Below are 23,370 nucleotides of genomic sequence, written 5' to 3'. Positions count from 1 at the left end.
GGACGGCGCAGCGCCGTCCGGTCGACGCAAGTATACCGGGCCTGACGCACGCCTGCCGCGCCGTGACCGACTGTTACCTTTCACGCCGGATTGTCACAGGCGCGGGTCCAGCGGAAAGTAAGCATACGCTTACTTATGGCGAGGACACCGCGCGGCGCCGATTCCCCCTCCGACAGGAAAGGAATCTTCCGGCCCCACATCACCCAACGTCACGACCGCCGCCGCGCCGCGCCGGTATACTTGGGCACTTTGCCTTTTCGAGCCCCACCCCACCGCCTCATGGTGACATCTCTCATCATTCGACTCGTCGCGTGGTCGGTCCGACGCCCGGTCTGGGTCGTCGTGCTGTCCCTGATCATCGCCGCCATGAGCGGCGTCTACGTCGCGCGTCACTTCAAGATCAGTACGGACATCAGCAAGCTCGTCGACGCCGAGCCTCAATGGGCGGCGCTCGGCAAGGGCATCGACCGCGCGTTCCCGCAACGCGACGGCACGATCCTCGCGGTCGTCGAAGCCCCCGCGCCCGAATTCGCGACCGCCGCCGCGCATGCGCTGACGGCCGCGCTGCAGAAGCAGGCCGAAGCCGGCCGCATCGGCCAGGTCGCCGAGCCCGGCGGCGGCCCGTTCTTCGAGCACAACGGGCTGCTGTTCCTGCCGCCGCAGGAAGTCGCGGACACCACGTCGCAACTCGCGCGCGCGCGTCCGCTCGTCAACGAGCTCGCGAAGAACCCGAGCCTGACCGGGCTCGCGACCACGCTGTCGACGACGCTCGGCCAGCCGCTCCTGACCGGCCAGGTGAAGCTGCCGGCGATGGCCAAGCTGCTGTCGCGCAGCGCCGCGACGGTCGACGACGTGCTGGCCGGCAAGCCCGCCGCGTTCTCGTGGCGCGCGCTCGTCGACAACGACGCCGCGAAGCAGCCTGCGCGCGCGTTCGTCACCGTGCAGCCGGTGGTCAACTACGGCGCGCTGAAGGCCGGCGAGGAAGCGAGCCGGACGATCCGCGACACCGCACGGGCGCTCGACCTCGAGAAGCGCTTCGGCGCGGTCGTGCGGCTGACCGGCGAGCAGCCGCTTGCCGACGACGAATTCGCGTCGGTGCAGGACGGCGCGGCGCTCAACGGCGCCCTCACACTGCTCGCGGTGCTCGTCATCCTGTGGCTCGCGCTGCGCTCGAAGCGGATGATCGGCTCGGTGATCGTCACGCTGTTCGTCGGCCTCGCCGTCACCGCCGCGCTCGGCCTGATGATGGTCGGCTCGCTGAACATGATCTCGGTCGCGTTCATGGTGCTGTTCGTCGGCCTCGGCGTCGATTTCTCGATCCAGTACGGCGTGAAGTACCGCGAGGAGCGCTTCCGCGACCCGCGCATCGACCACGCGCTGATCGGCGCCGCGCACTCGATGGGCATGCCGCTCGCGCTCGCGACCACGGCGGTCGCGGCCAGCTTCTTCTCGTTCATCCCGACCGCGTATCGCGGCGTGTCCGAGCTCGGCCTGATCGCGGGCGTCGGCATGTTCGTCGCGCTGGCCACCACCGTCACGCTGCTGCCCGCGCTGCTGCGCCTGTTCGCGCCGCCGGGCGAATCGAAGTCGCCGGGCTTTCCGATGCTCGCGCCGGTCGACGAGTTCCTCGACGTGCACCGCAAGCCGATCCTGATCGGCACGCTCGCGGTCGTGATCGGCGCGCTGCCGCTGCTCAAGTTCCTGCACTTCGATTTCAACCCGCTGCACCTGAAGGACCCGTACAGCGAATCGATGGCGACCCTGCTCGCGCTGAAGGATTCGCCGGAGGCGTCGGTCAACGACGTCACGCTGCTCGCGCCGTCGCTCGCCGAAGCCGACGCGGCCGCGAAGCGTCTCGACGCGCTGCCCGAAGTCGGCCGCACGACGACGCTGTCGACCTTCATCCCGGCCGACCAGCCGGCCAAGCGCGCGTCGATCGCCGCCGCCGCGAGCGAGCTGATGCCCGCGCTGACGCAGCCCGCCGCGCCGCCCGCGACCGACGCGCAGCGCGTCGCCGCGCTCAAGCGCGTGTCGGACCTGCTGGGCTACGCGGCCGAGGATCATCCGGGCCCGGGCGCGGCGGCCGCGCAGCACCTGTCGGCGTCGCTCGCGAAGCTCGCGGCCGCCGACGCCGCGACGCGCGACCGCGCCGAGCGCGCGTTCTCCGATACGCTGCGCACCGCGCTCAGCCAGCTCGCGACGCTGCTCCAGCCGCAGGAGATCACGCGCGACACGCTGCCGCCGCAGCTCGTGCGCGACTGGGTCGCGCCGGACGGCCATGCGCTCGTGCAGATCTCGCCGAAGGTGCCGAAGGGCGTCGATCCGGGCGACGACACGATGCTGCGCCGCTTCGCGACGGCCGTGAAGGCCGCCGAGCCGGGCGCGATCGGCGGGCCGATCTCGATCCTGCATTCGGCCGACACCATCATCAATGCGTTCCTGCATGCGGCGCTGTGGTCGACCGTGTCGATCACGATCCTGCTGTGGATCACGCTGCGCCGTTTCGGCGACGTGCTGCGCACGCTGGTGCCGCTGCTCGTGTCGGGCATCGTGACGCTCGAGCTGTGCGTCGTGTTCGGCATGTCGCTCAACTTCGCCAACATCATCGCGCTGCCGCTGATGCTCGGCGTCGGCGTCGCGTTCAAGGTGTATTTCGTGATGGCGTGGCGCGCCGGGCAGACCGGCCTGCTGCATTCGAGCCTCACGCATGCGGTGCTGTTCAGCGCCGCGACCACGGCCACCGCATTCGGCAGCCTGTGGCTGTCGCATCACCCCGGCACGTCCAGCATGGGCAAGCTGCTCGCGCTCGCGCTGACGTGCACGCTGATCGGCGCCGTGGTGTTCCAGCCGGTACTCATGGGCAAACCGCGCGTGAAGCGCGCGCAGAACCAATCGCAAGGAATCAATGAATAAAAGAACCATTGCGGCCACCGTCGCCGCTGGCGCGCTGCTGAGCGGCTGCGCGACCGGCCCCAACCGCAATCCGTCCGATCCGCTCGAGCCGATGAACCGCGCGGTGTACACGTTCAACGACACCGTCGACCGGAACATCGCGGTGCCGATCGCGAAGGGCTATCAGAAGGTCACGCCGACGCCGGTGCGCACGGCGATCAGCAACTTCTTCTCGAACCTCGGCGACCTCGGCAACATCGCGAACAACCTGCTGCAGCTGCGGATCACCGATGCGACGCAGGACCTGATGCGCGTCGCGATGAACTCGCTGTTCGGCGTCGGCGGCCTGATCGACATCGCGACGCCCGCGGGGCTGCCGAAGCATCACCAGGATTTCGGCCTGACGCTCGCGCGCTGGGGCATGCCGTCCGGCCCGTATCTCGTTCTGCCGGTGTTCGGGCCGAGCACGTTCCGCGACGGCGTCGGCCGCGCGGTCGACGTGCGCTTCAACCTGCTCAACTACATCGAGCCGGCCGCGCGCAATCCGATGTACGTGATGCAGTTCGTGAGCGCGCGTTCGGACCTGCTCGGCGCGACCGACCTGCTGAAGCAGGCGGCGCTCGATCCGTATTCGTTCGTGCGCGACGCGTACCTGCAGCAGCGCAAGTCGCTCACGTTCCACGGCGAATCGGCGTCGGCCGAAGCGCCGAACTACGCGCAGCCCGATGAATCGGGCGCGGCGCCGGCGGCCGCGCCGTCCGCGCCGGGGCTGCCGAATTACGAAGATCCGGGCGACGCGGGCGGCGCAGCGGGTGCAGCGCCGAACAATGCGCCGGCCGCGGCCGGCTTGCCGCAATATGACGATCCGGGGGCGGGCAGTGCGATGCCTGCGAGCGCGGCGGCGGCTTCTGCCGTGCCTGCCGCGTCCGCCGTGCCTGCTGTGTCTGCAGCACCCGCTGCGGCGCCGGCAACGCCTGCATCGGCGTCGACCGGCGCAACGACTGCGCCGGCCGCCAACGGCGCACCGATCGCGCCGGCAATGCCGACGCTCCCCGCGAGCGCGCCTGCCGCGCAGTAACGCGGCACCGCGCCGGCCGCAATGCCGGCGAGCGCTGCATCATGCAGCGCTCGAACCGTCGACGAACCCCATGTTTCTCGGAACATGGGGTTTTGTTTTTTGGGCGGCAGCATGGTTGACGCGGTATGGCGCGATCCGTTCGAGCAAGCCCGCGAGATCGCTACCAGGTCGCCGTCACGAAGCCGTGTAGAAGCCCCCGCACGCGTGCCCGACGCGCAGCGCAACCGCTCGCCGTTACACGATGGCGAGGTCCCCGTGAAGGCACACCCGGTTGCGTCCCGAGCGCTTCGCCTCGTAGAGGGCTGCGTCCGCTCTCGCGCTCAGGTGGTCCAGGGTTTCGCCCGCTCGCCAGCCGGCCACGCCGCAACTGATGCTGTATCGACACGGCCCGGCGGCGGTCGTCATGGGCTGGGCAGCGACTGCATGGCGCAGCCGCTCCGCGATGGCCCGCGCGTCGTCCAGCGCCGTTGCCGGCAGCAGCACGGCAAATTCTTCGCCGCCCATGCGGCCAAGCACGTCGCCACGCCTCAGTTGCATCTGCGTCACGCGGACGAATTCGCGCAGCACGGCGTCCCCGCCAGCATGGCCGAGCGTATCGTTGATCGCCTTGAAATGATCGAGATCGACGATCAGCAGCGCGGTCGGCGAACCCTGCCTGCCCGCTTCCGCCAACTGGACGTGTGCAACGGCTTCAAAGCCCTTGCGCGAAAGCGCGCCGGTGAGGAAGTCGCGGTTCGCGGCCTCGCGCGCGTCGGCGAGCAGTACGTCGTGCACCATCATCATCGAGGACATCGATAGCGTCGGCATGATCGCCGCGGCCGCGACCAGCAAGATCACGTTGCCGGTGGAGGCGAACATCAGCGGGCTCGACGCTTCGTCCAGCGTCATGAAATAGATCCCGCGCGCGATCTGGCATAACGCGAAGAGGAATGCCATCGCGGCGGTCACGCGATAGGAATAGGCCGATCGTCCGGACGGGCGGTGCCGGAGCACCAGAAGCGCGACCGCGATGCAAACCGCAGCAGTGAACAGCGTGGTGACGAGTACACGAAGCGGAATGCTGTCGACCGCATAGCGCCAGTAGACGAGCGCGATTCCCAGCGGCAGAAGGGAGACCATCAGCACCGGCCAGTGGGCCGGACGCCCCAGAAAACGGGCACAGCCGGCATAGTAGGCGACGGCCGCCCATGCCATCAGCATGTTTGCAGCAACGACGGACAGGGTATCCGGAATCCTGAACCGCATCAGGAACAGCGGCAGAGCGACGACGGTCGCGACATTGGCGGCGAACCATTCGAGCACGCCCGGTATCCCCGATCGGAGCAGCGAACCGAGCAGCACCAGCAGCACCGCGCTCATGAGTGCGGACGTGGCGATAGCCATGGCAGGATCGAGCATGTCAGTCGTAGACCAAATCGGGGTTCGCCAGATTACCGCGGAACGCGGCGCGAATCTCGACGACGATGTGCTGCTCATCGCGGCAGCCGCAATCCCGACGCTCGATTTTCCGCGAACGACGCTCGTGTGCGCGTGCGCGAAATCAGGCAACGCAGCGGCACGAGAAACGAAACGCGGCGCGCGCCGCTCAGACCATCCGCATCGCGCCCGCACGCTCGAACGCATGCCGCGCCTGGATCAGCGTCATGCGCGCCGCGCGCGCATCGCCCGCGACCTGCAGCAGCGGGCCGAGCTGGGAAGGTTGCTTGATGAGCTCGCGCAGGATCGGCAGGATCGCGGTGCTGCCGTCGTCGCGCAGCCCGGCCGTCGCGGCGCTCGGCAACGTGCGCCACGCCGGATCGACGATCGCGCGGCACACCGCGAACGGCACGCCGCGCGCCGCCGCGAAGGCCGCGGCGATGTGCGATTCCATGTCGACGGCCAGCGCGCCTTTCGCGCGATACAGCGACGCCTTGTCTTCTTCGCTCACGACCGGCGCGCCGACGGCCGCCATCACGCCGCGTTTCACGCGCGGCCACACCGGCGTGTCATGCAGCGCGCCGACGAGCCGCGCGCTCCAGCCGACGTCCGTCTGCACGCGGCCGAACGGCCCGTCGATCGCGTCGGCGATCACGAGCGCGCCCGGCGCGAGGTCGGGCGCAAGCCCGCCCGCAGTGCCGAAGCTGACGATGCCCGCGCAGCCGCGCGCGGTCGCTTCGGTCAGCGCACGCTCGAGCCGGTCGGCGCGCGCGGCGAACACCGCCTCGACGCCGTCGCCGCCCGCGATGCGCGCCTCGAACGCCATCCCCGTCACCGCGATGACGGGCAGCGTGCCGTTGTGCTTCGACGCCGTCACGCGTTACATCCCGACCGTCACGCGCGTCGCGTTGGCGCGCTTCAGGTTGCGGTAGCGCGCAAGCGCCCACAGCGGGAAGAACTTGCGGTAGCCGTGGTAGCGCAGGTAGAACACGCGCGGGAAGCCGGTCGCCGTGAAGCGCGTCTCGTCCCACAGCCCGTGTTCCTTCTGCTCGGCGATCAGGTAGTCGATCCCGCGCGCGACCGCCGGATGGTTCACCTCGCCGGCCGCCATCAGGCCGAGCAGCGCCCAGGCCGTCTGCGACGACGTGCTCGGCGCCTGCTCGTAGCCGCGATAGTCGAGCTTGTAGCTGTCGCCGTCCTCGCCCCAGCCGCCGTCCTTGTTCTGGACCGACAGCAGCCACTGCGCGCCGCGCTTCACGCGCGGATCGTCCGGGCCGAGGCCGGCCGCGTTCAGCGAGCACAGCGCGGTCCACGTGCCGTACACGTAGTTCATCCCCCAGCGGCCGTACCAGCTGCCGTCCGGTTCCTGCTCCTTCAGCATGTAGTCGAGCGAGCGGCGCGCCGCTTCGCTGTTCGCGGCCGTCTCGCCGAGCTGCGACAGCATCGACAGGCAGCGGCCCGACACGTCCGCGGTCGGCGGATCGAGCAGCGCGCCGTGATCGGAGAACGGGATGTTGTTCAGGTAGTACTGCGTGTTTTCCGGCTCGAACGCGCCCCAGCCGCCGTCGCTGCTCTGCATGCCGACGACCCACTCGCGCGCGCGCGAGATCGACTCGCGATACGCGTCCGAATGCCGGAGCTTCTCGACGCGGTCCATCGCCATCACGACGACCGCCGTATCGTCGACGTCCGGGTAATGCGGGTTCGCATACTGGAACGCCCAGCCGCCGGGCCGCACGTTCGGGCGGCGCGAGATCCAGTCGCCGCGCACGTCGAGGATCTGCAGCGGACGCAGCCATTCGAGGCCGCGCACCACGGCGTCTTCCGCGCGCGGGTCGCCCGTCTCGAGCAGCGCGTGCGCCGCGAGCGACGTATCCCACACCGGCGACAGGCACGGCTGGCAGTACGCTTCGTCGTCGTGCACGACGAGCAGCTTCTCGACCGAACGGCGCGCGATCGCGCGGTTCGGATGGTCTTCCGGATAGCCGAGCGCGTCGTACATCATCACCGCGTTGGCCATCGCCGGATAGATCGCGCCGAGACCGTCCTCGCCGTTCAGGCGCTCGTCGACGAATGCAACCGCCTGGCGGATCGCGCGTTCGCGCGTGTAGCTCGGGAACAGGCCGTCGACCGCGCGCAGCGCGTGATCGACGACGCGGAAGAACGCGAACCAGCCGGCGCTCTGGTGGCCCTGGCGCGGCAGCAGCCCCGCGTTGACGGGCGGATCGATGAACAGCTCGTCGATGCGCACGCCGCGCGGGTTCTTCGCGATCGGCCGCTTCGCGTTCAGCACGAGCAGCGGCACGATCACCGTGCGTGCCCAGTACGACACCTTCGACAGGTGGAACGGAAACCACTGCGGCAGCAGCATGATCTCGACCGGCATCATCGGCACCGCGCGCCACGGAATCGCACCGTACAGCGCGAGCTGGATGCGCGTGAACACGTTCGACATCTCCGCGCCGCCCATCGCGTGGATCGCCTTGCGCGCACGCTGCATGTGCTCGGCGTTCTCGTCGTCGCCGATCACCTTCAGCGCGAAGTACGCCTTCACGCTCGCGCTGATGTTCGGCGCGCCGTCGGTGAACAGCGGCCAGCCGCCGTCCGGCTGCTGGATGCGGCGCAGATAGCGGCCGATCTTCCGTTCGAGCTCGAGGTTCGGCGTTTCGCCGAGATAGTGGACAAGCAGGATGTACTCGGCCGGAATCGTCGAATCCGCTTCGAGTTCGTAGACCCAGTGCCCGTCGGCTTGCTGGGCGGCCAGCAGCGCGTCGGTCGCGCGTGCGACGGCGGCGTCGAGGTCGGCTGCCGCGGAGTCGGCGGCCAGGGTTGGCATATCGGTGAGATCGTTCATCGGTCCCTCTCTTATTGTTGCTGGAGCACGTCCGCGGCCTTCTGGCCGGAGCGGATCGCACCCTCGATCGTGGCGGGCAGGCCGGTGGCAATCCAGTCGCCCGCCAGCGCGAGATTGGTCCAGCGCGTACGCGCAGCCGGACGTTTCATTTCCTGCGACGGCACCGCCGCAAACCCCGCGCGCGGCTCGATGACGAGCTGCCACGCGGGCATGGCATCCACGGACGCGCCCGTCACGCGCGCGACGTCCTGCCAGATGGTTCGCGCGAGCGTGTCGCGCGGCGTGTCGAGCCAGCGGCCCGCGTCGCGGATCGTTGCCGCGAGCTGGCCTTCGGCGGCCCGCACCGCATCGACTGCGACGCCGTTGACGACGGTCGTGTACACCGCGCAGCCCGGCGGCGGCTCGGCCGCGAAGTACGCGGTGACGACCGCGCTATACGTATCCGGCGCGGTCAGGTCGGGCACGAGCGGCTGCGCGACGTCGGGCGGCACCGCCAGCACGACCGCGTCGCCCGGTGCGAGATCGACCCGGGCGCCGTCGATCATCAGCGCGTCGACCGCATGGCCGTTCGCGCCGAATTCGAGCGCGTCGAGCCGCGAGCGCAGCCGGATCGACGCGCCGCCATGCTGCAGCATCCGCAGCGCGGGATCGACGAATGCGCTGCCGAGCCCGTGGCGCGCGACGAGCGGGCGGCACGCCGGCCCGCCGGCCGCGAGCGTGCCGAGCACGACCGCCCGCGCGAGCTCCGCCGTCGCATGGCGCGGCTCGACGTTCAGCGCGCCGAGGAAATACGGCCGCAGCCAACGATCCCACAGCACGCCGTCGCAACGCATCGTTTGCGCGAGCGAGCGGCCCGTGCGCGCGAACGCGAGCGGCACGAGCGACAGGTAATCCAGCGGCGTCGTGCCCGGCGCCCGCGACGCGGCGTCGAACAGCCACGACGGCCAGCGGCGGCTGCCGAAACGCAGCGTCCAGCGCTGCTGCGCGCCGACGTCGACGACCGGGAATTCCGGCAGCGCCGGCCCGTCCAGCTGATCGGCCGCGCCGATCGTGCGCAGGTAGCGTTGCGTCGCGGGCTGCCCCGCGAACACCAGATGCAGTCCGGTGTCGAGCGTCGCGTTCAGCGTGGCGTCGAACCACGAACGGCAACGCCCGCCCGCCTGCGCGTGCGCATCGTGCAGCACGATGCGGCGCCCACGACGTTGCAGCTCGACGGCGGCCGACAGCCCCGCGAGTCCTGCCCCGATCACGTGGACGGTTCTGGGCATCGCCTCAGAACAGCGCGTAGCGCGCGGCGATCATCAGCATGCGCGCCTTCGGCTTGCGGATCGGCAGGCGAGGGGCATCGAAGCCGCGTGCGACCGCCGCATCGAGGATGCAGCGGTATGCGCCCGACATGATGCGCGGCGCCTTCACTTGCGCCCGCGCACACTTGTCCATCACCGCGTCCGCCTGCCGGAAATGCTCGATCGCGCGCTCGACGAGCGTCGCGCAGACGCGCGGCAAGGCCGGCGCGCGCGCGATCGTCGCCGGATCGGTGATCGCGATCCCTTCGCGCGCGAGCAGCTCGCGCGGCAGGTAGCAGCGGTTGATCGCCGCGTCGTCGTCGATGTCGCGCAGGATGTTGGTCAGCTGCAGCGCGCGGCCGAGATGGTGCGACAGCGCGATGCCTTCCGCTTCGGGCATCCCGAATATCCTCACCGACAGGCGGCCGGCCGCGCTCGCGACGCGATCGCAATACAGGTCGAGCGTCGGCTCGTCGGGCGCGCAGATGTCTTCGGCGGCGTCCATCGCCATGCCGTCGATCATTGCGTGGAAATCGTCGCGCTGCAGGTTGAACGCGTGGATCTCGCGCGTGAGCGCCGCGAGATGGCGCGGCGGCCGGCCGGCGAAGCACGCGTCGATGTCCGCGCGCCAGCGCTCGAGGCCGGCGGCGCGCTCGGCGCGCGGCAGGTCGCTGTCGGCGATGTCGTCGACCGCGCGGCAGAACGCATACACCTGGAACATCGCATCGCGCTGCGTCGCCGGCAGGATGCGCATCGCAAGATAAAAAGAACTGCCCGATGTGACGGCAGCGGCGTCGATTTCTTGTTCGTCCACGACGAGATTGGAAGCGGCCAAGACGAGCTCCACGGAGACGCCCACGCGGGGCGATTGAAGAAGCCATGCCCGGCTGGGATGGTAAGGGCGTCAAATGCGTGCGAGATGTGCGAACGATCGACGCAGACAAGCATGAATTGCCGGCCGGAAGCCGGAATTGGGCGAAAGTATAGCAATCTTTGAACATCGATGGCGGTGCGGCCGGCGTGCGGCGCGGCGGCGCCCGGACGCGCGGCGCCGGGCTCCGCGGCCCGCCGTGCGCGCCTGGCTGTCCTCGGCCGGACGGCCCCTGCGCGGGCCGGGGATGCCTGGTCGAAGGCCTCTACAGGCGCTTCAGGCCTAGCCGTAGACGATGTCGCGCTGCAGATCGAGCGCGATGAGCCCCATTTCGCGCGTCAGCTGAAGCATCGCGCGCCGCTCGAGCCGTGAGCCCATGAAGCTCGTCACGCGGCCGTCCGGATCGGCGGTGAACTGGAACACCGGGCCACCCGTGCCGAACCATGCGCCCGGCACGTCGGCCGATTCGCGCCAGTCGATCTGCTCGAAGACGCGCGCGATTCCCGCGCGCACCGCGTCGCTCGGGCCGATCGGCGGCGCGACGTCGCCCAGGTCGTCGAGGGAATAGGGGCCGGGCTTGTCCGGCTTCCGGTAAAAGAGATAGTCGACGTTCATGGGGCGCGATCGGGGCAAAGCATCAAATTAGCGCGATCTGCCGCGAATTTAAATCAGATATGAACGAAATGTCGTCTCCGCGACACATTCGGGGACACATGGCCGGCGGCCGATCCGGTGCGACCGGCCGCCGCCGCTTGGGCCCGCGTCGGTTCGTCTAAGATGACGCTTTATCCGGACAACGCATTCCGAACTCATGGAGACGAACGTGACAGCCGTGCCGCCCGCATCCCCGCAGTCCGCCCACCCGGTTTTCGTGTTCGTGCACGGCGCATGGCACGGCGCGTGGTGCTACGCGCACGTGATGGCCGCGCTGGCCGCACGCGGCCATCTGTCGATCGCGCGCGACCTGCCCGCGCACGGGATCAACGCCCGCTTTCCCGCATCGTACTTCCAGCGGCCGCTCGATCGCGAAGCGTTCGGCGCCGAGCCGTCGCCGGTCGCGAACACGACGCTCGACGACTACGCGTCGCAGGTGATGCAGGCGGTCGACGACGCGTATGCGCTCGGCCACGGCAAGGTCGTCCTCGTCGGGCACAGCATGGGCGGCATCGCGATCACGGCGGCCGCCGAACGGATGCCCGAGAAGATCGCGAAGATCGTCTACCTCGCGGCGTTCATGCCCGCGTCGGGCGTGCCCAGCCTCGACTACGTGCGCGCGCCGGAAAACCAGGGCGAGCTGCTCGGCCAGCTGATGCTCGCGAGCCCGCGCACGACCGGCGCGCTGCGCATCGATCCGCGCAGCGACGACGCCGCGTATCGCGCGGCGGCCAGGCGCGCGCTGTGCGACGACGTCCCGCAGGCCGAATACGAGGCGGTCGCGAACCTGATGAGCTGCGACGTGCCGGCCGCGCCGTTCGCGACGGCGATCCCGACGACCGCCGCGCGCTGGGGCGCGCTCGACCGCCACTACATCAAGTGCCTGCAGGACCACGTGATGCTGCCCGCGCTGCAGCAGCGCTTCATCGACGAAGCCGATGCGTTCACGCCGGACAACCCGACGCACGTGCATCAGCTCGACAGCAGCCATTCGCCGTTCGTGTCGCAGCCGGCGGTGCTGGCCGGCGTGCTGGCGGACATCGCGAAAAGCTGAGCGGCGCGCAGCGCCGCCGCGCTCAGCCGAACGCGACCGAGCGGTCGCGGCCGAGCCGCTTCGCGCGATACAGCGCGGCGTCGGCCTCGTTGACGAGCACGTCGCAGGATGCGCGCCCAGGCATCGCGCTCGCGCCGCCGACGCTTGCCGTCACCGGCACGCGCACGCCCTCGGCATCGACCGGCGTGACGCCGATCGCGCATCGCACCTTCTCCGCCACCAGCATCGCTTCGGCGAGATCCGTGCACGGCAGCAGCAGCGCGAATTCCTCGCCGCCGAAGCGGCAGAAGGTATCCTGCGCGCGCACGATCCCGGCGACGCGCAGCGCCATCTCGCGCAGCACGGCGTCGCCGACCGCGTGGCCGAACCGGTCGTTGATCGTCTTGAAGTGATCGAGATCGAACAGCAGCACCGACAGGTTGCCGCCATAGCGCTGCCAGCGCGCGAACTCGTCGCGCAGCCGCTCCTCGAAGAAGCGCCGGTTCGCGATGCCGGTCAGCCCGTCGCAGTTCGCGTGCTCGCGCAGCTTCGCCACCGCTTCCTCGCGTTCGCGCTGCATCACGCTCACGTGCGTGACGTCCGATATCGTCACGCACACGGCCTCGACTTCGCGCCCGCGCGTGAGCGGCATGAACGTGCAGTCCTGCTGCATGAAGTCGACGCCGCCCGTGATCGGCCGGTCATGCTCGAAGCGGAACAGGTACGGCCGCTGCTCCCACGAGCTGAACGCAAAGCTGCCGAGCTGGAACACGCTCTCGAGCTTGCGCGCGAGCCACGCGCGCGGCAGGTCCGGAAAGCAGTCGAACAGGTTGCGGCCGATCACGTCGTCGGCGGGGGGCACGCCGCTGTGGTCCTGCATGAAGCGGTTCCACATCAGCACGTTCATCGCGCGGTCGAGCACGAACAGGCCGAAGCCGACCCGTTCGATTACAAGGTCGCTCAGCGAAGCGGTCGGGGCAGCGGGGGCGGTCATAGCGCGGAAAGCAACGCGTCGAGCGCATCGCCCATCAGGCGGATCGAATCCTCGGCCATCAGCATCACGAAATGGGCGCGGAAGGCGTCGTCCTCGAGGCCGAGGTTCACTTCGAGCAGCAGCGCGACGCTCCACGCGAGCACGGTGGGCTGGAACACGTCGTCGAACGACACGTTCGCGCCCAGCAGCCCGGGCGGGAAGAACACCGGCGTGCGGCCGAGCTCGTCGAGGATCGACGACACGCACGCGCCCATCAGCACGTTCGCGACGTCGAACACGAGTTCGTCCTGGGATGACGTCTCGCCGCGCGCGGCAGTCTCGTCGCCGGCTGCGTCAACTTCGTCGTCATCGTCGCGTGCGCACTCGCCCGCCGCGGCGTCGCCGAACGAGTGGTCGACGAGCGCCGCGAGCCGGTTGACGTTCGCGGTGCGGCACAGCACGAGCGCCTCGCCCTTGATGTCGGAGCGGAACCCCTGGCGCACGGCGGTCACGTTGTCGTGAATGCCCGTCATCTCGCGCAGCGCCTTGCCCGCATCGGACGCATGCACGACGCGCACGCGCGGCACCGACAGCTCGATGAACCGGCCGAGCAGCGACGCGAGCCGTGCGGCAGCGCGGCCCATCGCAAGATTGGCGATTTCCTGCAACGCGTCGCGTTGCTCCGCCGTGAACACCGAGTCAGGCATACAACCCATACTCCCTGAGAATGGGCAGCAACGCCTCCGACGTCACGGGCTTCGCGACGAACGCGATCGCACCCAGCTCGCGCACGCGCTCGCGCGCCTGCGGCTGGATGTCGGCCGATACCACGATCACGAACGTATTCAGATCTTCGTGACGCAGTGTTTCGAGAACCTGATAGCCGTTCATGTCCGGCATCGTCAGGTCGAGAAACATCACGGAAGCTTTGCCGTCACGATAGAGCGCAAGTGCCTCTCGGCCGTTCGCCGCATATGCGATGTCCACGTCCCAGTCCCCCGGCAGCGCCTTTGTCAGCAGCTTGCGAGCGAGTAGCGAATCGTCGGCAATCACAATCGGCAAGGACATGGCGGGGCGGAGCGAATTACGGAATGGTCTCTCTCGCGTTAACGACCGCGCGCCGTGTTTCTTTAGGCGCCGTGTGAGCGAACGCGTGCAGCCGCCGGGCACCCCTGCGCCGGATGCCGCGGCAACTCTCGCCCGCGGCGGGCTGCGCGCTGGCATCGGCAGGCGCGTATCTATCTGTCATGGAAAGCAAGGCGCGATTCTCTGGGTAAAACCGGGGCGGTGCAACTCGCCATTTTTGCTGATTCAGACAAAATCGATCCGATCGCGCCGCATTCCGAAAACAGCTTCGACCATTTTTACGCCAAGGACGCAAAATTTTTCTTTGTGTACGTTTGCGCTTCCGGATTCGTCGCGTTTTCAATCCGACAAATTCCCCCTGTCGGAAACGTCAGGACGGCGCGCGCCGCCCGGCGCGAGCCCTGGGCGCAACTCGTTTATGATGGCAGGCAACTCCGCCTGAGCTTCACCCGTTCCCATCCATGACGTCCGACCGGCCCGCCGATTCCCGCCACCACGCTTCCGCCGACGACTGGCAGGACGACGGGGCCTATCCGTCCGGCGCGCCCGAACACGATTTCGCGGTCCGCCGCGTGACGCTGATCGTGCTGCTGATCGCCGCGATCGTGCTGCCGTGCATCTACGTCGCGGTGATGGCGTACAACGACCTGAAGTCGCGGGAAGCCGCCGCGAGCGACGTGACGATGCGCACCGTGCGCGTCGCCGAGGAGCACGCGCTCAAGGTGTTCGACCTGAGCGAGACGCTCGACGCGCGCATCGCCGATCTCGTGCAGGACATGGACGACGCGGCGGTGCGCAAGGACGAATCCGACATCCACGACGCGCTCAACGAGATCGGCGGCGGCTACCCGCAGGTCGCGGCCGTGTCGATCTTCGGCGCGAGCGGCAAGCTGCTCGCGAACAGCCTTTACTATCCGGCGCCGCACACGTCGATCGCGAATCGCGACGACTTTCTCGGCATCCGCGACGGCAAGGTCATCGAGCACATCTCGCGCGTGATGCAGGGGCCGAGGCGGCTCGCGGACACGCCCGTGTTCAACACCGGCGTCGCGCGGCGGCACAGCGACGGCTCGTTCGCCGGGATGGTGTCGATCGCGCTGAAGTCGTCGTATTTCAATGCGTTCTACCGCGAGCTGATCGGCGGCGCGAAGACGCCGATGACGATGGCGCTCGCGCGCGCCGACGGCGCGGTGCTCGCGTCGTATCCGCCGCCGCCGTCGCTCGCGCACACCGATCGCACGGCCACCTTCGGCAATCCGCACAACGATCCGCGCGCGGGCGTCGTGCGGGTCGGGCACGACGACGCCGGCAGCGAGATCGTCGCGTACCGGCAGGTCGGCAGCTATCCGGTATACGTGTCGTGCGCGTATCGCACGTCGGCGATCTGGCGCGAGTGGTACGAGCATCTCACCGTGCTGTTCGTGTCGATGTTCGCGCCGTCGTTCGCGCTGTGGTGCGTGATCTGGCTGTCGCTCAAGCGGCTCAAGGCGGAAGAGGCCGCGTGGGACCGCTGGCAGGCGGAAGCGTCGATGCGGCGGTCGATCGAATCCGCGTACCGGCAGTCGCGCAAGATGCAGGCGCTCGGCAACCTCGTCGGCAGCGTCGCGCACGACTTCAACAACCTGCTGATGATCATCTCGACCAACGTGCAGATCGCGCGGCACCGCGGCGTCCAGCAGCTCGACACGGAACTCGGCGCGATCGAGCGGGCGCTGAAGAACGGGCAGTCGCTGACGCGCCAGCTGCTCGGCGTCGCGCGCAAGCAGCCGCTGCACAACGAGACGATCGACGTGGGGCAGTGGGTCGGCACCTGCCGCGAACTGCTGAAGACGTCGCTCGGCTCGAAGTCGTCGCTGACCGTCGCGATCGAGCCAGGCGTATGGCCGATCCGCGTGGACGTGGCGGAGCTCGAGCTCGCGGTCATCAACCTCGCCGTCAATGCGCGCGACGCGATGCCGATCGGCGGCCGCTTCACCGTCGGCGCGCGCAACGTGACGCTGCGCCGCGAGGACGGCTTTCCGCTGACCGGCGATTTCGTGCAGATCTCGCTCGACGATACGGGCTCGGGCATGGCGCCCGACGTGCTCGCGCGCGCGTTCGAGCCGCTGTTCACGACGAAGCCGCACGGGATGGGCACGGGGCTCGGGCTGCCGCAGGTGTTCGCGTTCTGCGAGCGTTCGGGCGGACTCGCGACGATCGACAGCGCGGTGGGCGCAGGCACCTCGGTGCGGCTCTATCTGCCGCGCGCGAACCCGCTGGAAGTGACCGCCGCCCGGCCGCCGGCCCCCGTCGTCGTGCCGGCGCAGGACGCGAGCCCGCCGGCGGGCCTGCACGTGCTGCTCGTCGAGGACAACAGCGAAGTCGCCGCCGGAACGGAGGCGCTGCTCACGCTGCTGGGTCACCGCGTGACCTACGCGGCGACCGCCGACGACGCGCTGAGTCTCGTCGAAGCGGCGCCGGCGGACGACGGCTTCGATCTCGTGATTTCGGACATCCACATGCCCGGCCGCCTGAATGGCATCGATCTCGCCGAAGCGATCGGGCGGCGGCCGGAGAAGCTGGCCGTGATCCTCGTGACGGGGTATGCGGAGGAACTCGACCGCACGCGCGGCGTGAACGTGCGCGTGCTGTCGAAGCCGTTCGACATCGCGCTGCTCGACGAGATCCTGCACGGCATCCGCGACGCGCGCGATGCGCGGCACGAGGCCGGCACCTGACGAAACGCGCCGGCCCGCGGCCGGCGCTTCACTGGCCTCAGGCCCCCTTGTTCAGGCGCACCCACGCGGCGTAGCGGTCGACGAAGCCCTGCAGGAACTTGCGCGTATCGTCGCTGACGATCCTGCCTTCGTCATCGATGCGCGTCGGGTCGTGCTTGATGAACATTTCCGGCTGCCCGAGCGTCGCGACGTCGAGATACGCGAGCACGTTGCGCAGATGCTGCTGCGACAGGGCCGTGCCTGTCGCGCCCGGCGACGTGCCGAGCACCGCGCCCGGCTTGCCCGCCCACGAGTTCGCGCCCCACGGGCGCGAGCCCCAGTCGAGCGCGTTCTTCAGCACGCCGGGAATCGACCGGTTGTATTCCGGCGTGACGAACAGCAGGCCGTCGGCCGCTTCGATCGCCTGCTTGAAACGCTTGGCGACTTCCGGGAAGTCCGCGTCGTAGTCCTGGCTGTACAGCGGCAACTCGCCGATCTCGACGAATTCGAACGCAAGATCGGCCGGCGCGAGCGAGATCACTGCGCGTGCGAGCGCGCGGTTCCAGGATCCGCGTCGCAGGCTGCCGACGATGACCGCGATGCGATGTGCCATGACTATCTCCTTCCGGTGGGTGTGGAATGGAATCGATTGCTTCAGGATGGGCAGCAAAGGTCTGTTTATAGGCAGGCCAGCCCGCGAGCCGCCCCACGGGGCCATCCGGCCGACTTTCCACAAGGTTTTCCACAGAAATTGTGGATAACTTTGTCGACATGCGCGGCTGTTACACATGACCGGTCGCGCACCAACGTTTGCGCAAAGCCAACCTGTCGGCAAGCATAGCGCAGCCCGCCAGCCGAATTCATGAACAATATTGCGCATTGCGGGCAGGCGCGACGCCCAGTAAGCTGCTCGCACCGCGCGGCGCGGCGACCTGTGGCGCGCGCGGCTTCCTCCCGAGAGATTCCCGACGATGCCGTCCGCGTACGACGACCCCGCCTATCTTGCACAACTGCGGCACGACCTGCTGCGTTTCGCGCGCCTGCAACTGCGCGACGCCGATGCGGCGGAGGACGCGGTGCAGGAAGCGCTGACCGCCGCGTGGACGCACGCGGGGGATTTCGCCGGCCTGTCCGCGCACAAGACCTGGGTGTTCGGCATCCTGCGCAACAAGCTGATCGACGTGCTGCGCGCGCGGCAGCGCACGGTGAACCTGTCCGCGCTCGACGCGGAACGCGACGGCGAATCCGTGCTCGAGCGCGAACTCTTCAAGGACAACGGGCACTGGGCCCCGCATGCGAAACCGCGGCCGTGGCCTCGACCGGAGACGCTGCTGCAGCAACAGCAGTTCTGGATGCTGTTCGAGATCTGCCTGAACCATCTTCCGGAGCAGATCGGACGCGTGTTCATGATGCGCGAGTTTCTCGATGTCGAGATCGACGACATCTGCACGGAGTTGACGTTGACGACCAATCATTGCAGCGTGCTGCTGTACCGTGCGCGCACGCGCTTGCGCACCTGCCTGAGCGAAAAGGGGCTGACGACCGAAGATGCTACCGGGGAAATGTAAGGATGTGACGCGCCTGTTGTCGGATGCGCTCGACCGTCCGTTGACGCTTCATGAGCGTATGCGCGTGCGCATGCATCTGCCGGGCTGCAGCGGATGCAGGGCCTATCGCGGGCAGATCGCGGTGCTGCGGGTGGCCGCGCATGCGGCGGCGGGGGGCGAGGGCGGTGCGCCGGATGGCGGGGAAGAGTGACGGGCCGTGTCGTCGTTTTTGTCGACAAGCGCACGTGGTGGTGGGTTTGGGGCTGTTGTGGCCGCCGTTGTTGAAGGCGTCGCGGCCGTGCCGTGCCCGAGCAGGTGGAGTCGGTGCGTGCTGCACATCAACCGGGTGTCTATGCGCCTGGTTGATGTGATATGTCGAATATGCGTTATAGAAATTATTCGAAAAGCGCGCGCACCAACTCGGGCGGACGACCAATGGCGGCCTTGTCTCCATATACGACGATCGGCCGCTGCAGCAACACCGGATGCGCGGCGATGGCTTCATAAGCCTCCGCGTCCGTCAGGTTTGCGCGGCCCAGGTCCAACGTCTTGTACGGCTCCTCGCCGTCGCGGAGCATGTCGCGCACGGCGCAGCCGAGCTGACGATGCAGCGTTTCCAATGCCTCGACCGTCGGCGGCGTCTTCAGATACTCGATGACGTTCAGTGGTATGCCAGCGACATTCAACGACTCGACAAGCGCCAGCGTCTCGCGCGATTTCGAGCATCGGGGGTTGTGGTAGATCGTGATCATCGTTCAGAAGGGCTGCGGGAGAGGAAGGGGCGTATTGTAGCTAGTCTCGGTGCAAGCGCTTCAGGCAGGCTGTAGGGGATGGGAGGCCGCGTTTCGCGTGGCGAGACGTCTGCCTGGAGAGATGGGGGCGCTTGTGCGATGGGTTTATGCGCATAAAGCGGAAAGCGGGGGCGCTGTCCGCGGGTGTCTCACCTAGTCGTTGCGACCAATGTGGCGAACGGTGCGCGCAATTGCTACGAGCCTCGATGATTGCGCGAGTGCCAACGATGACGCGCCAGCGCGCCGTACGCCGGCCTTATGCGCATCGAGCGCCCCTGCGCCGAGGTGTGGCGCTTCGCCGGATACGTCATCCAAGCCATTGGGTGACGCGCAACCGCCTAGCGTGTCCTCCCGGCGACCGGAGTGCCGTACGCGACGGCCGATTTATATATCGCGCCGGGAAACGACCGTTGACGACAAGCACGCTCGCCGGTTTATGCGCATAAACGCCCGGAAGCGTATGCGGTTTGGCGAGCCGTGAAAGCAATCCAAGCATTGCTGTCGTCGTCGTTCCGCAGCCGCCGTCGTGGGCGGCTCGATGACTTGCCAGTACATTGCCTACTTCGAACCGAAGGCGCGTCGTCGGCCGTCGCCAGGAGCCGCGGAAGTTTATGCGCACAAACCCACGCATTCGCGCGCGGCGCCGGACGCAACCTGGCAGTTACGGAAACACCGTACCGATGGCGGCAATCGGCCCCCCTCCATTCGGGCAGCAACACGCTACCCCGCAGCACCTGCAGCGTTCGCTCGCATCGCTGGCGCGCGAACATCCTCCTTGGCTATCCATCCGTCGCCCCGGCCCGTTTATGCGCATAAACCCGCCTCCCAAATGCGCTCCGGCGACCCCACGATTCGCGTGAATCGTTGACCCAAACCTCCGTTCTTGGCTACCCGCCCGTCGCCTCAGCCGTTTATGCGCATAAACCTACCTGCCAAATGGCTAACCCGCATCTTCGGAACCACAATTTCATTGAAATATAAGTATCGTCCTGTAGAATTCCAACGACCAAAAACAGGAGTGAAAATTGGCCGCGGAAATCATTGCAGTCACTCAACAAAAAGGCGGGGTCGGCAAAAGCACGATCGCCATGCACCTCGGCGCTGCATTTCACGAAAAAGGGAAGCGCGTCCTCGTCGTCGACGCCGATGGTCAAAACACCCTGGTCCACTGGTCCAGCGCATCGGGCGACAGCGAAACCGGCATCCCTTTCCCTGTCGTGAATCTTGCCGAAGCTGGCGGCCAGATCCACCGCGAGATCAAGAAGTTCATCAACGACTACGACATCATCGTCGTGGATTGCCCGCCGTCGATCACCGAGAAGGTCTCCGGCGTCGTCCTGCTCGCAGCATCGATCGCCGTCATCCCGACTTCGTCGTCGCCGGCCGATTACTGGTCGAGTGTTGGCCTGGTCAAGCTGATCCAGCAAGCGCAGGTCATGAACGAAGATCTGCGCGCCGTATTCCTGCTGAACAAGACCGAAGAGAAGCGCATGCTGACCCGCGAACTCAAGCGGGCGCTCGAGGAGCTCGGCTTCCCGTTGCTCAAGACGCAAATCCCGACGCGGGAAGCGTACAAGCAGGCGATGGCGCTCGGTCAGACCGTCCTGCAGATGAACGATCGCGGCGCGAAGCTCGCCGCCGCGGAAATTCGCGCATGCGCCGACGAGATCGTCGCGATGCTGCCCTGACTTTATGCGCATAAAGGACTCGCATGAAACCTTCCCAATTCGCCAAAGGATTCCAGGCGCGACCGGATATGACGACGAGTGAAAAGCGCACGGCCCTCGATCGGCTGAATGCGATCGACGGTCTCGTCAAATCGGAAACGCCCGCACCTGCAGCACCGAAATCAGCCAAGAAAGACAGCGTCACACCGCCGGTGCCGGACATCACCCTCGATGCGTCGACGGACGAATCGTCCCAATACCGTGCGTGGCGTCTCGAGAATCGCTATGCGCCCGGACAGGTGATCGAACTCTCGCTGAAGGCGATCAAGCACAGCCCGTTCAACCCGCGGCACTTCTATCTGAAATCGTCGATTGCCGAACTCGCGGTCAACCTCGCGAAGCAGGGGCAGCAGCAGGCAATTCACGTGATTCCCGACTACGACAATCCGGGCATGTATTTCGTCAGCGACGGCGGCCGTCGCGTGCGTGCGCTGAAGGAAGCGAACAAGGAATCGGTCAAGGCGATCGTGATTGATCTGCCGATCGGCATCCAGAGCTACAAGCTCGGCTACGACCTGAACGTCCAGCGCGATTCGCAGACCGTGTTCGACAACGCGGTCGTGTGGCGCCGATTCCTCGACGACAAGCACTTCCAGAGTCAAAAGGAACTGGCCGAACATCTCGGGCTCGACGAGTCGACGGTCGCCGTCGCGCTGTCGATCGGCAAGCTGCCGGAAGCGATCATGCAGGAAATGGTCGCACGCCCCGATCGCTTCGGTTCGAACATGGCGTATCAGGTCGGGCGCTATCACAACGCGCGCGGCACGGATGCGACGCTGCGGCTGATCAACAAGATCGTGTCGGACGACCTGAGCACGCGCCAGGTGTCCGACATCGTGAAAGGCCGAGCGGCCGCTCAGGAGACGCCGAAACCCGCCAGCCGTCAGCGCTATGCGCAACGGCTCGAGATCAAGCTCGGCGGCAAGTCGGTGGGTGATCTGAAGTCGTATGGGGAAGACCGCATCGAATTGCGGCTGCGCGGGCTGCCGAAGGAAAAGCGTGACGCGATCCTCGAGCAGCTCGAGCGGATGCTGTTGTGGGACTGATCAGACGCGGCGGGCGCCCGGCGATGCCGGCGCCGCCGCAGGCAGGACAGGCGGCTCAGGCTGCCCGGGATTGATTCAGCGTAAAGGAAAGCAGGTCGCCGTCGGTCGGCTCGCCCCAGGTCTTCCGGGCCAGCCAGTCGAAGAATGCGGTCTCGGTCAGCTTGGAGTCGAGGCCGCGCTTGCGCCAATCGTCGCGCAGATGCGAGCCCATCGTCGGCAGTGCTTCCGATTCGAACGACTCGCGCGCCACCTCGCGCTCCGCTTCACCCTGCTCGTCGTACAGCGCCTTCGCCTCCTTGCGCCGATACGCGGCATATTCGCTCAGCAGCCGTGCCTTCAGATCGTCCGGCTGCGCCGCGGCGGCCTTGCCCGGCGTCGTGCCGGCCGGCAACGCGTCGACGGCCTCCACCGGCGGCGCATAGCCCTTCTTCAGCGCATCCTTGAACAGCGCAGCCGCGCTGCGCACCGGCGGCAGCGACGTGCTGCGCATCCGCTGCTCGGTCATCTGCAGCGCTGCACGGATGCGGTTTTCTTCGCTATCCGCGTACAGCGTCTGCGCTTCCTTCAACGGAATGCCGAGCTTCACCATCCGGTCGACCAGCGTGCTGTCGAACACGTTCGGATGCTCGTCGAGCGCCAGCATCGGTTGCTTGCGTTCAGTGACGCGGAACTGGATCTCCGCGACCCGCCGCCCTTCACGATGCTCGATCAGCTCGACGAAGATGTTCGTGACCGCGTTGACCTCCGCGATCGCGGGGCGCAGGTAGTCGCGCTTGAAGTACTTGTATTCGCGCTTCGCTTCGTCGCCGGCTTCGGTGTCCGGCGTGCCCGACAGGATCGGCCGCCACCATTCCCACGGCTCGCGCATCGTCAGGTGGCTCGGGTTCGTCAGGTAGCGCACGCAGATCTCGTATAGCGCGAGGCCTGCGCTGCTGCGCAGCTGGCTCTGGAATTGGAGGCTCAGGCGCGCGTACTGGACTGGATCGAGCAGTTTCTTCTTGATCTTCGGTGCGAACGAGAATTCGACCCACACGCGGCGCGTGGCCGGGTCTTCGAGAATTTCCGCATCCGCGATCAACGTCGAGATCCCCCACTTGCGGCCGGGCTTCTGGCTCGACGTGCCGGTGCTCCACTCGACCTGCACCGACACCATGCGGCGCAGGTGTTCCTTCACGAGCGCGGTATCGTTCGAATCGAATGCGGAGTTGGCAACGATATCCGACAGCAGCGCGCGATAAGTATCGCCCGAGTCGTCGGCTTGCTGGGCCACGGCCAGCAGGACATTGAACAGCTTGCGAGTCAGGAGGGTGATCTTGCCGCTTTTCGGCTGAATGGCGATCGCCTCGACGGCCTTTCGCAATTCGGCTGAGCTGGCACTCACCACATCCACATCGGTTTTCTTGGCGCGCTTCGTGGCCAT

Annotated in this window: 21 protein-coding genes; 9 read left to right on the top strand and 12 right to left on the bottom strand. The window is 67.5% G+C overall.

Annotated features, from left to right (window positions below; all coding sequences use genetic code 11):
• Nucleotides 1–279: 279 nt before the first annotated feature.
• A complete protein-coding gene (locus WJ35_RS20160) occupies nucleotides 280–2,913 on the top strand; it encodes an MMPL family transporter (protein ID WP_060231303.1) in 2,634 nt (877 codons plus the stop codon).
• Nucleotides 2,906–3,970 (top strand): VacJ family lipoprotein, encoded by a 1,065-nt coding sequence (locus WJ35_RS20155; RefSeq protein WP_069239831.1) that lies wholly within the window; start codon nucleotides 2,906–2,908, stop codon nucleotides 3,968–3,970. The genes WJ35_RS20160 and WJ35_RS20155 overlap by 8 nt, the downstream gene beginning before the upstream one ends.
• A 234-nt stretch (nucleotides 3,971–4,204) precedes the next feature.
• Here the strand turns inward: WJ35_RS20155 and WJ35_RS20150 are convergent, their stop codons facing one another.
• From WJ35_RS20150 to WJ35_RS20125, 6 genes are all read right to left on the bottom strand, one after another.
• A complete protein-coding gene (locus WJ35_RS20150; RefSeq protein ID WP_034193760.1) occupies nucleotides 4,205–5,368 on the bottom strand; it encodes a GGDEF domain-containing protein in 1,164 nt (387 codons plus the stop codon).
• A 187-nt stretch (nucleotides 5,369–5,555) separates the two neighbouring features.
• Nucleotides 5,556–6,212, bottom strand: coding sequence for a phosphorylase (locus WJ35_RS20145; RefSeq protein WP_069240586.1), 657 nt, complete (start codon nucleotides 6,210–6,212; stop codon nucleotides 5,556–5,558).
• A gap of 54 nt (nucleotides 6,213–6,266) precedes the next feature.
• The gene (shc, locus tag WJ35_RS20140) at nucleotides 6,267–8,240 is read right to left on the bottom strand and encodes a squalene--hopene cyclase (RefSeq protein ID WP_060231297.1); all 1,974 of its coding nucleotides are present in this window, start codon (nucleotides 8,238–8,240) and stop codon (nucleotides 6,267–6,269) included.
• An 11-nt stretch (nucleotides 8,241–8,251) separates the two neighbouring features.
• Nucleotides 8,252–9,508, bottom strand: coding sequence for a hydroxysqualene dehydroxylase HpnE (hpnE, locus tag WJ35_RS20135; RefSeq protein ID WP_059630196.1), 1,257 nt, complete (start codon nucleotides 9,506–9,508; stop codon nucleotides 8,252–8,254).
• Nucleotides 9,509–9,512: 4 nt separating this feature from the next.
• On the bottom strand, nucleotides 9,513–10,361 hold the full coding sequence (gene hpnD / locus WJ35_RS20130; protein WP_010090224.1) for a presqualene diphosphate synthase HpnD: 849 nt from the start codon (nucleotides 10,359–10,361) through the stop codon (nucleotides 9,513–9,515).
• Nucleotides 10,362–10,679: 318 nt separating this feature from the next.
• Nucleotides 10,680–11,012 (bottom strand): hypothetical protein, encoded by a 333-nt coding sequence (locus tag WJ35_RS20125; protein WP_010088922.1) that lies wholly within the window; start codon nucleotides 11,010–11,012, stop codon nucleotides 10,680–10,682.
• A gap of 196 nt (nucleotides 11,013–11,208) precedes the next feature.
• Here WJ35_RS20125 and WJ35_RS20120 point away from each other — a divergent pair, with 196 nt between their 5' ends.
• The gene (locus WJ35_RS20120) at nucleotides 11,209–12,105 is read left to right on the top strand and encodes an alpha/beta fold hydrolase (protein WP_060231295.1); all 897 of its coding nucleotides are present in this window, start codon (nucleotides 11,209–11,211) and stop codon (nucleotides 12,103–12,105) included.
• Nucleotides 12,106–12,127: 22 nt separating this feature from the next.
• Here the strand turns inward: WJ35_RS20120 and WJ35_RS20115 are convergent, their stop codons facing one another.
• Genes WJ35_RS20115 through WJ35_RS20105 form a run of 3 tightly spaced genes read right to left on the bottom strand, consistent with a single transcriptional unit; the run spans nucleotide 12,128 to nucleotide 14,125 of the window.
• Nucleotides 12,128–13,078 (bottom strand): sensor domain-containing diguanylate cyclase, encoded by a 951-nt coding sequence (locus tag WJ35_RS20115; protein ID WP_069239830.1) that lies wholly within the window; start codon nucleotides 13,076–13,078, stop codon nucleotides 12,128–12,130.
• Nucleotides 13,075–13,764, bottom strand: a complete 690-nt coding sequence (locus WJ35_RS20110; RefSeq protein ID WP_060231293.1) for a chemotaxis protein CheC — start codon at nucleotides 13,762–13,764, stop codon at nucleotides 13,075–13,077. The genes WJ35_RS20115 and WJ35_RS20110 overlap by 4 nt, the downstream gene beginning before the upstream one ends.
• Entirely contained in the window at nucleotides 13,757–14,125 is a 369-nt protein-coding gene (locus WJ35_RS20105) for a response regulator (RefSeq protein WP_042584733.1), read from the bottom strand. The genes WJ35_RS20110 and WJ35_RS20105 overlap by 8 nt, the downstream gene beginning before the upstream one ends.
• Nucleotides 14,126–14,344: 219 nt before the next feature.
• Here WJ35_RS20105 and WJ35_RS31445 point away from each other — a divergent pair, with 219 nt between their 5' ends.
• Together WJ35_RS31445 and WJ35_RS20100 are read left to right on the top strand one after the other, a co-directional pair.
• On the top strand, nucleotides 14,345–14,608 hold the full coding sequence (locus WJ35_RS31445; protein WP_155121950.1) for a hypothetical protein: 264 nt from the start codon (nucleotides 14,345–14,347) through the stop codon (nucleotides 14,606–14,608).
• A complete protein-coding gene (locus WJ35_RS20100) occupies nucleotides 14,605–16,860 on the top strand; it encodes a hybrid sensor histidine kinase/response regulator (RefSeq protein ID WP_069239829.1) in 2,256 nt (751 codons plus the stop codon). Before WJ35_RS31445 ends, WJ35_RS20100 begins: the two co-directional genes overlap by 4 nt.
• Before the next feature lie 37 nt (nucleotides 16,861–16,897).
• On the opposite strand, the gene WJ35_RS20095 is transcribed toward WJ35_RS20100, so the two are convergent.
• Nucleotides 16,898–17,452: an NADPH-dependent FMN reductase gene (locus WJ35_RS20095; protein WP_060231289.1), complete on the bottom strand. Its 555-nt coding sequence runs from the start codon at nucleotides 17,450–17,452 to the stop codon at nucleotides 16,898–16,900.
• Nucleotides 17,453–17,810: 358 nt separating this feature from the next.
• Here WJ35_RS20095 and WJ35_RS20090 point away from each other — a divergent pair, with 358 nt between their 5' ends.
• Together WJ35_RS20090 and WJ35_RS20085 are read left to right on the top strand one after the other, a co-directional pair.
• Nucleotides 17,811–18,407, top strand: coding sequence for an RNA polymerase factor sigma-70 (locus WJ35_RS20090; protein WP_060231286.1), 597 nt, complete (start codon nucleotides 17,811–17,813; stop codon nucleotides 18,405–18,407).
• Entirely contained in the window at nucleotides 18,388–18,597 is a 210-nt protein-coding gene (locus WJ35_RS20085) for a zf-HC2 domain-containing protein (protein WP_059476114.1), read from the top strand. The genes WJ35_RS20090 and WJ35_RS20085 overlap by 20 nt, the downstream gene beginning before the upstream one ends.
• Nucleotides 18,598–18,781: 184 nt before the next feature.
• Here WJ35_RS20085 and arsC read toward each other — a convergent pair whose 3' ends face one another.
• Entirely contained in the window at nucleotides 18,782–19,138 is a 357-nt protein-coding gene (arsC, locus tag WJ35_RS20080; RefSeq protein WP_069239828.1) for an arsenate reductase (glutaredoxin), read from the bottom strand.
• Between the two features lie 1,064 nt (nucleotides 19,139–20,202).
• On the opposite strand from arsC, the gene parA reads away from it, so the two are divergent.
• Together parA and WJ35_RS20070 are read left to right on the top strand one after the other, a co-directional pair.
• Complete coding sequence (parA, locus tag WJ35_RS20075; protein WP_010088933.1) at nucleotides 20,203–20,865, top strand: ParA family partition ATPase; 663 nt, start codon at nucleotides 20,203–20,205, stop codon at nucleotides 20,863–20,865.
• A gap of 23 nt (nucleotides 20,866–20,888) precedes the next feature.
• Nucleotides 20,889–21,950 carry a ParB/RepB/Spo0J family partition protein gene (locus WJ35_RS20070; protein WP_060231282.1) on the top strand — a complete coding sequence of 354 codons (1,062 nt, stop codon included), beginning with the start codon at nucleotides 20,889–20,891 and terminating at the stop codon, nucleotides 21,948–21,950.
• Between the two features lie 55 nt (nucleotides 21,951–22,005).
• Here WJ35_RS20070 and WJ35_RS20065 read toward each other — a convergent pair whose 3' ends face one another.
• The gene (locus WJ35_RS20065) at nucleotides 22,006–23,370 is read right to left on the bottom strand and encodes a replication initiation protein (RefSeq protein ID WP_010088935.1); all 1,365 of its coding nucleotides are present in this window, start codon (nucleotides 23,368–23,370) and stop codon (nucleotides 22,006–22,008) included.

Source organism: Burkholderia ubonensis (genome assembly GCF_001718695.1).
GTDB lineage: Bacteria > Pseudomonadota > Gammaproteobacteria > Burkholderiales > Burkholderiaceae > Burkholderia > Burkholderia ubonensis_B.
The sequence above is the reverse complement of the archived record's forward strand: the minus strand, read 5'-3'. Positions and strand labels throughout refer to the sequence as shown.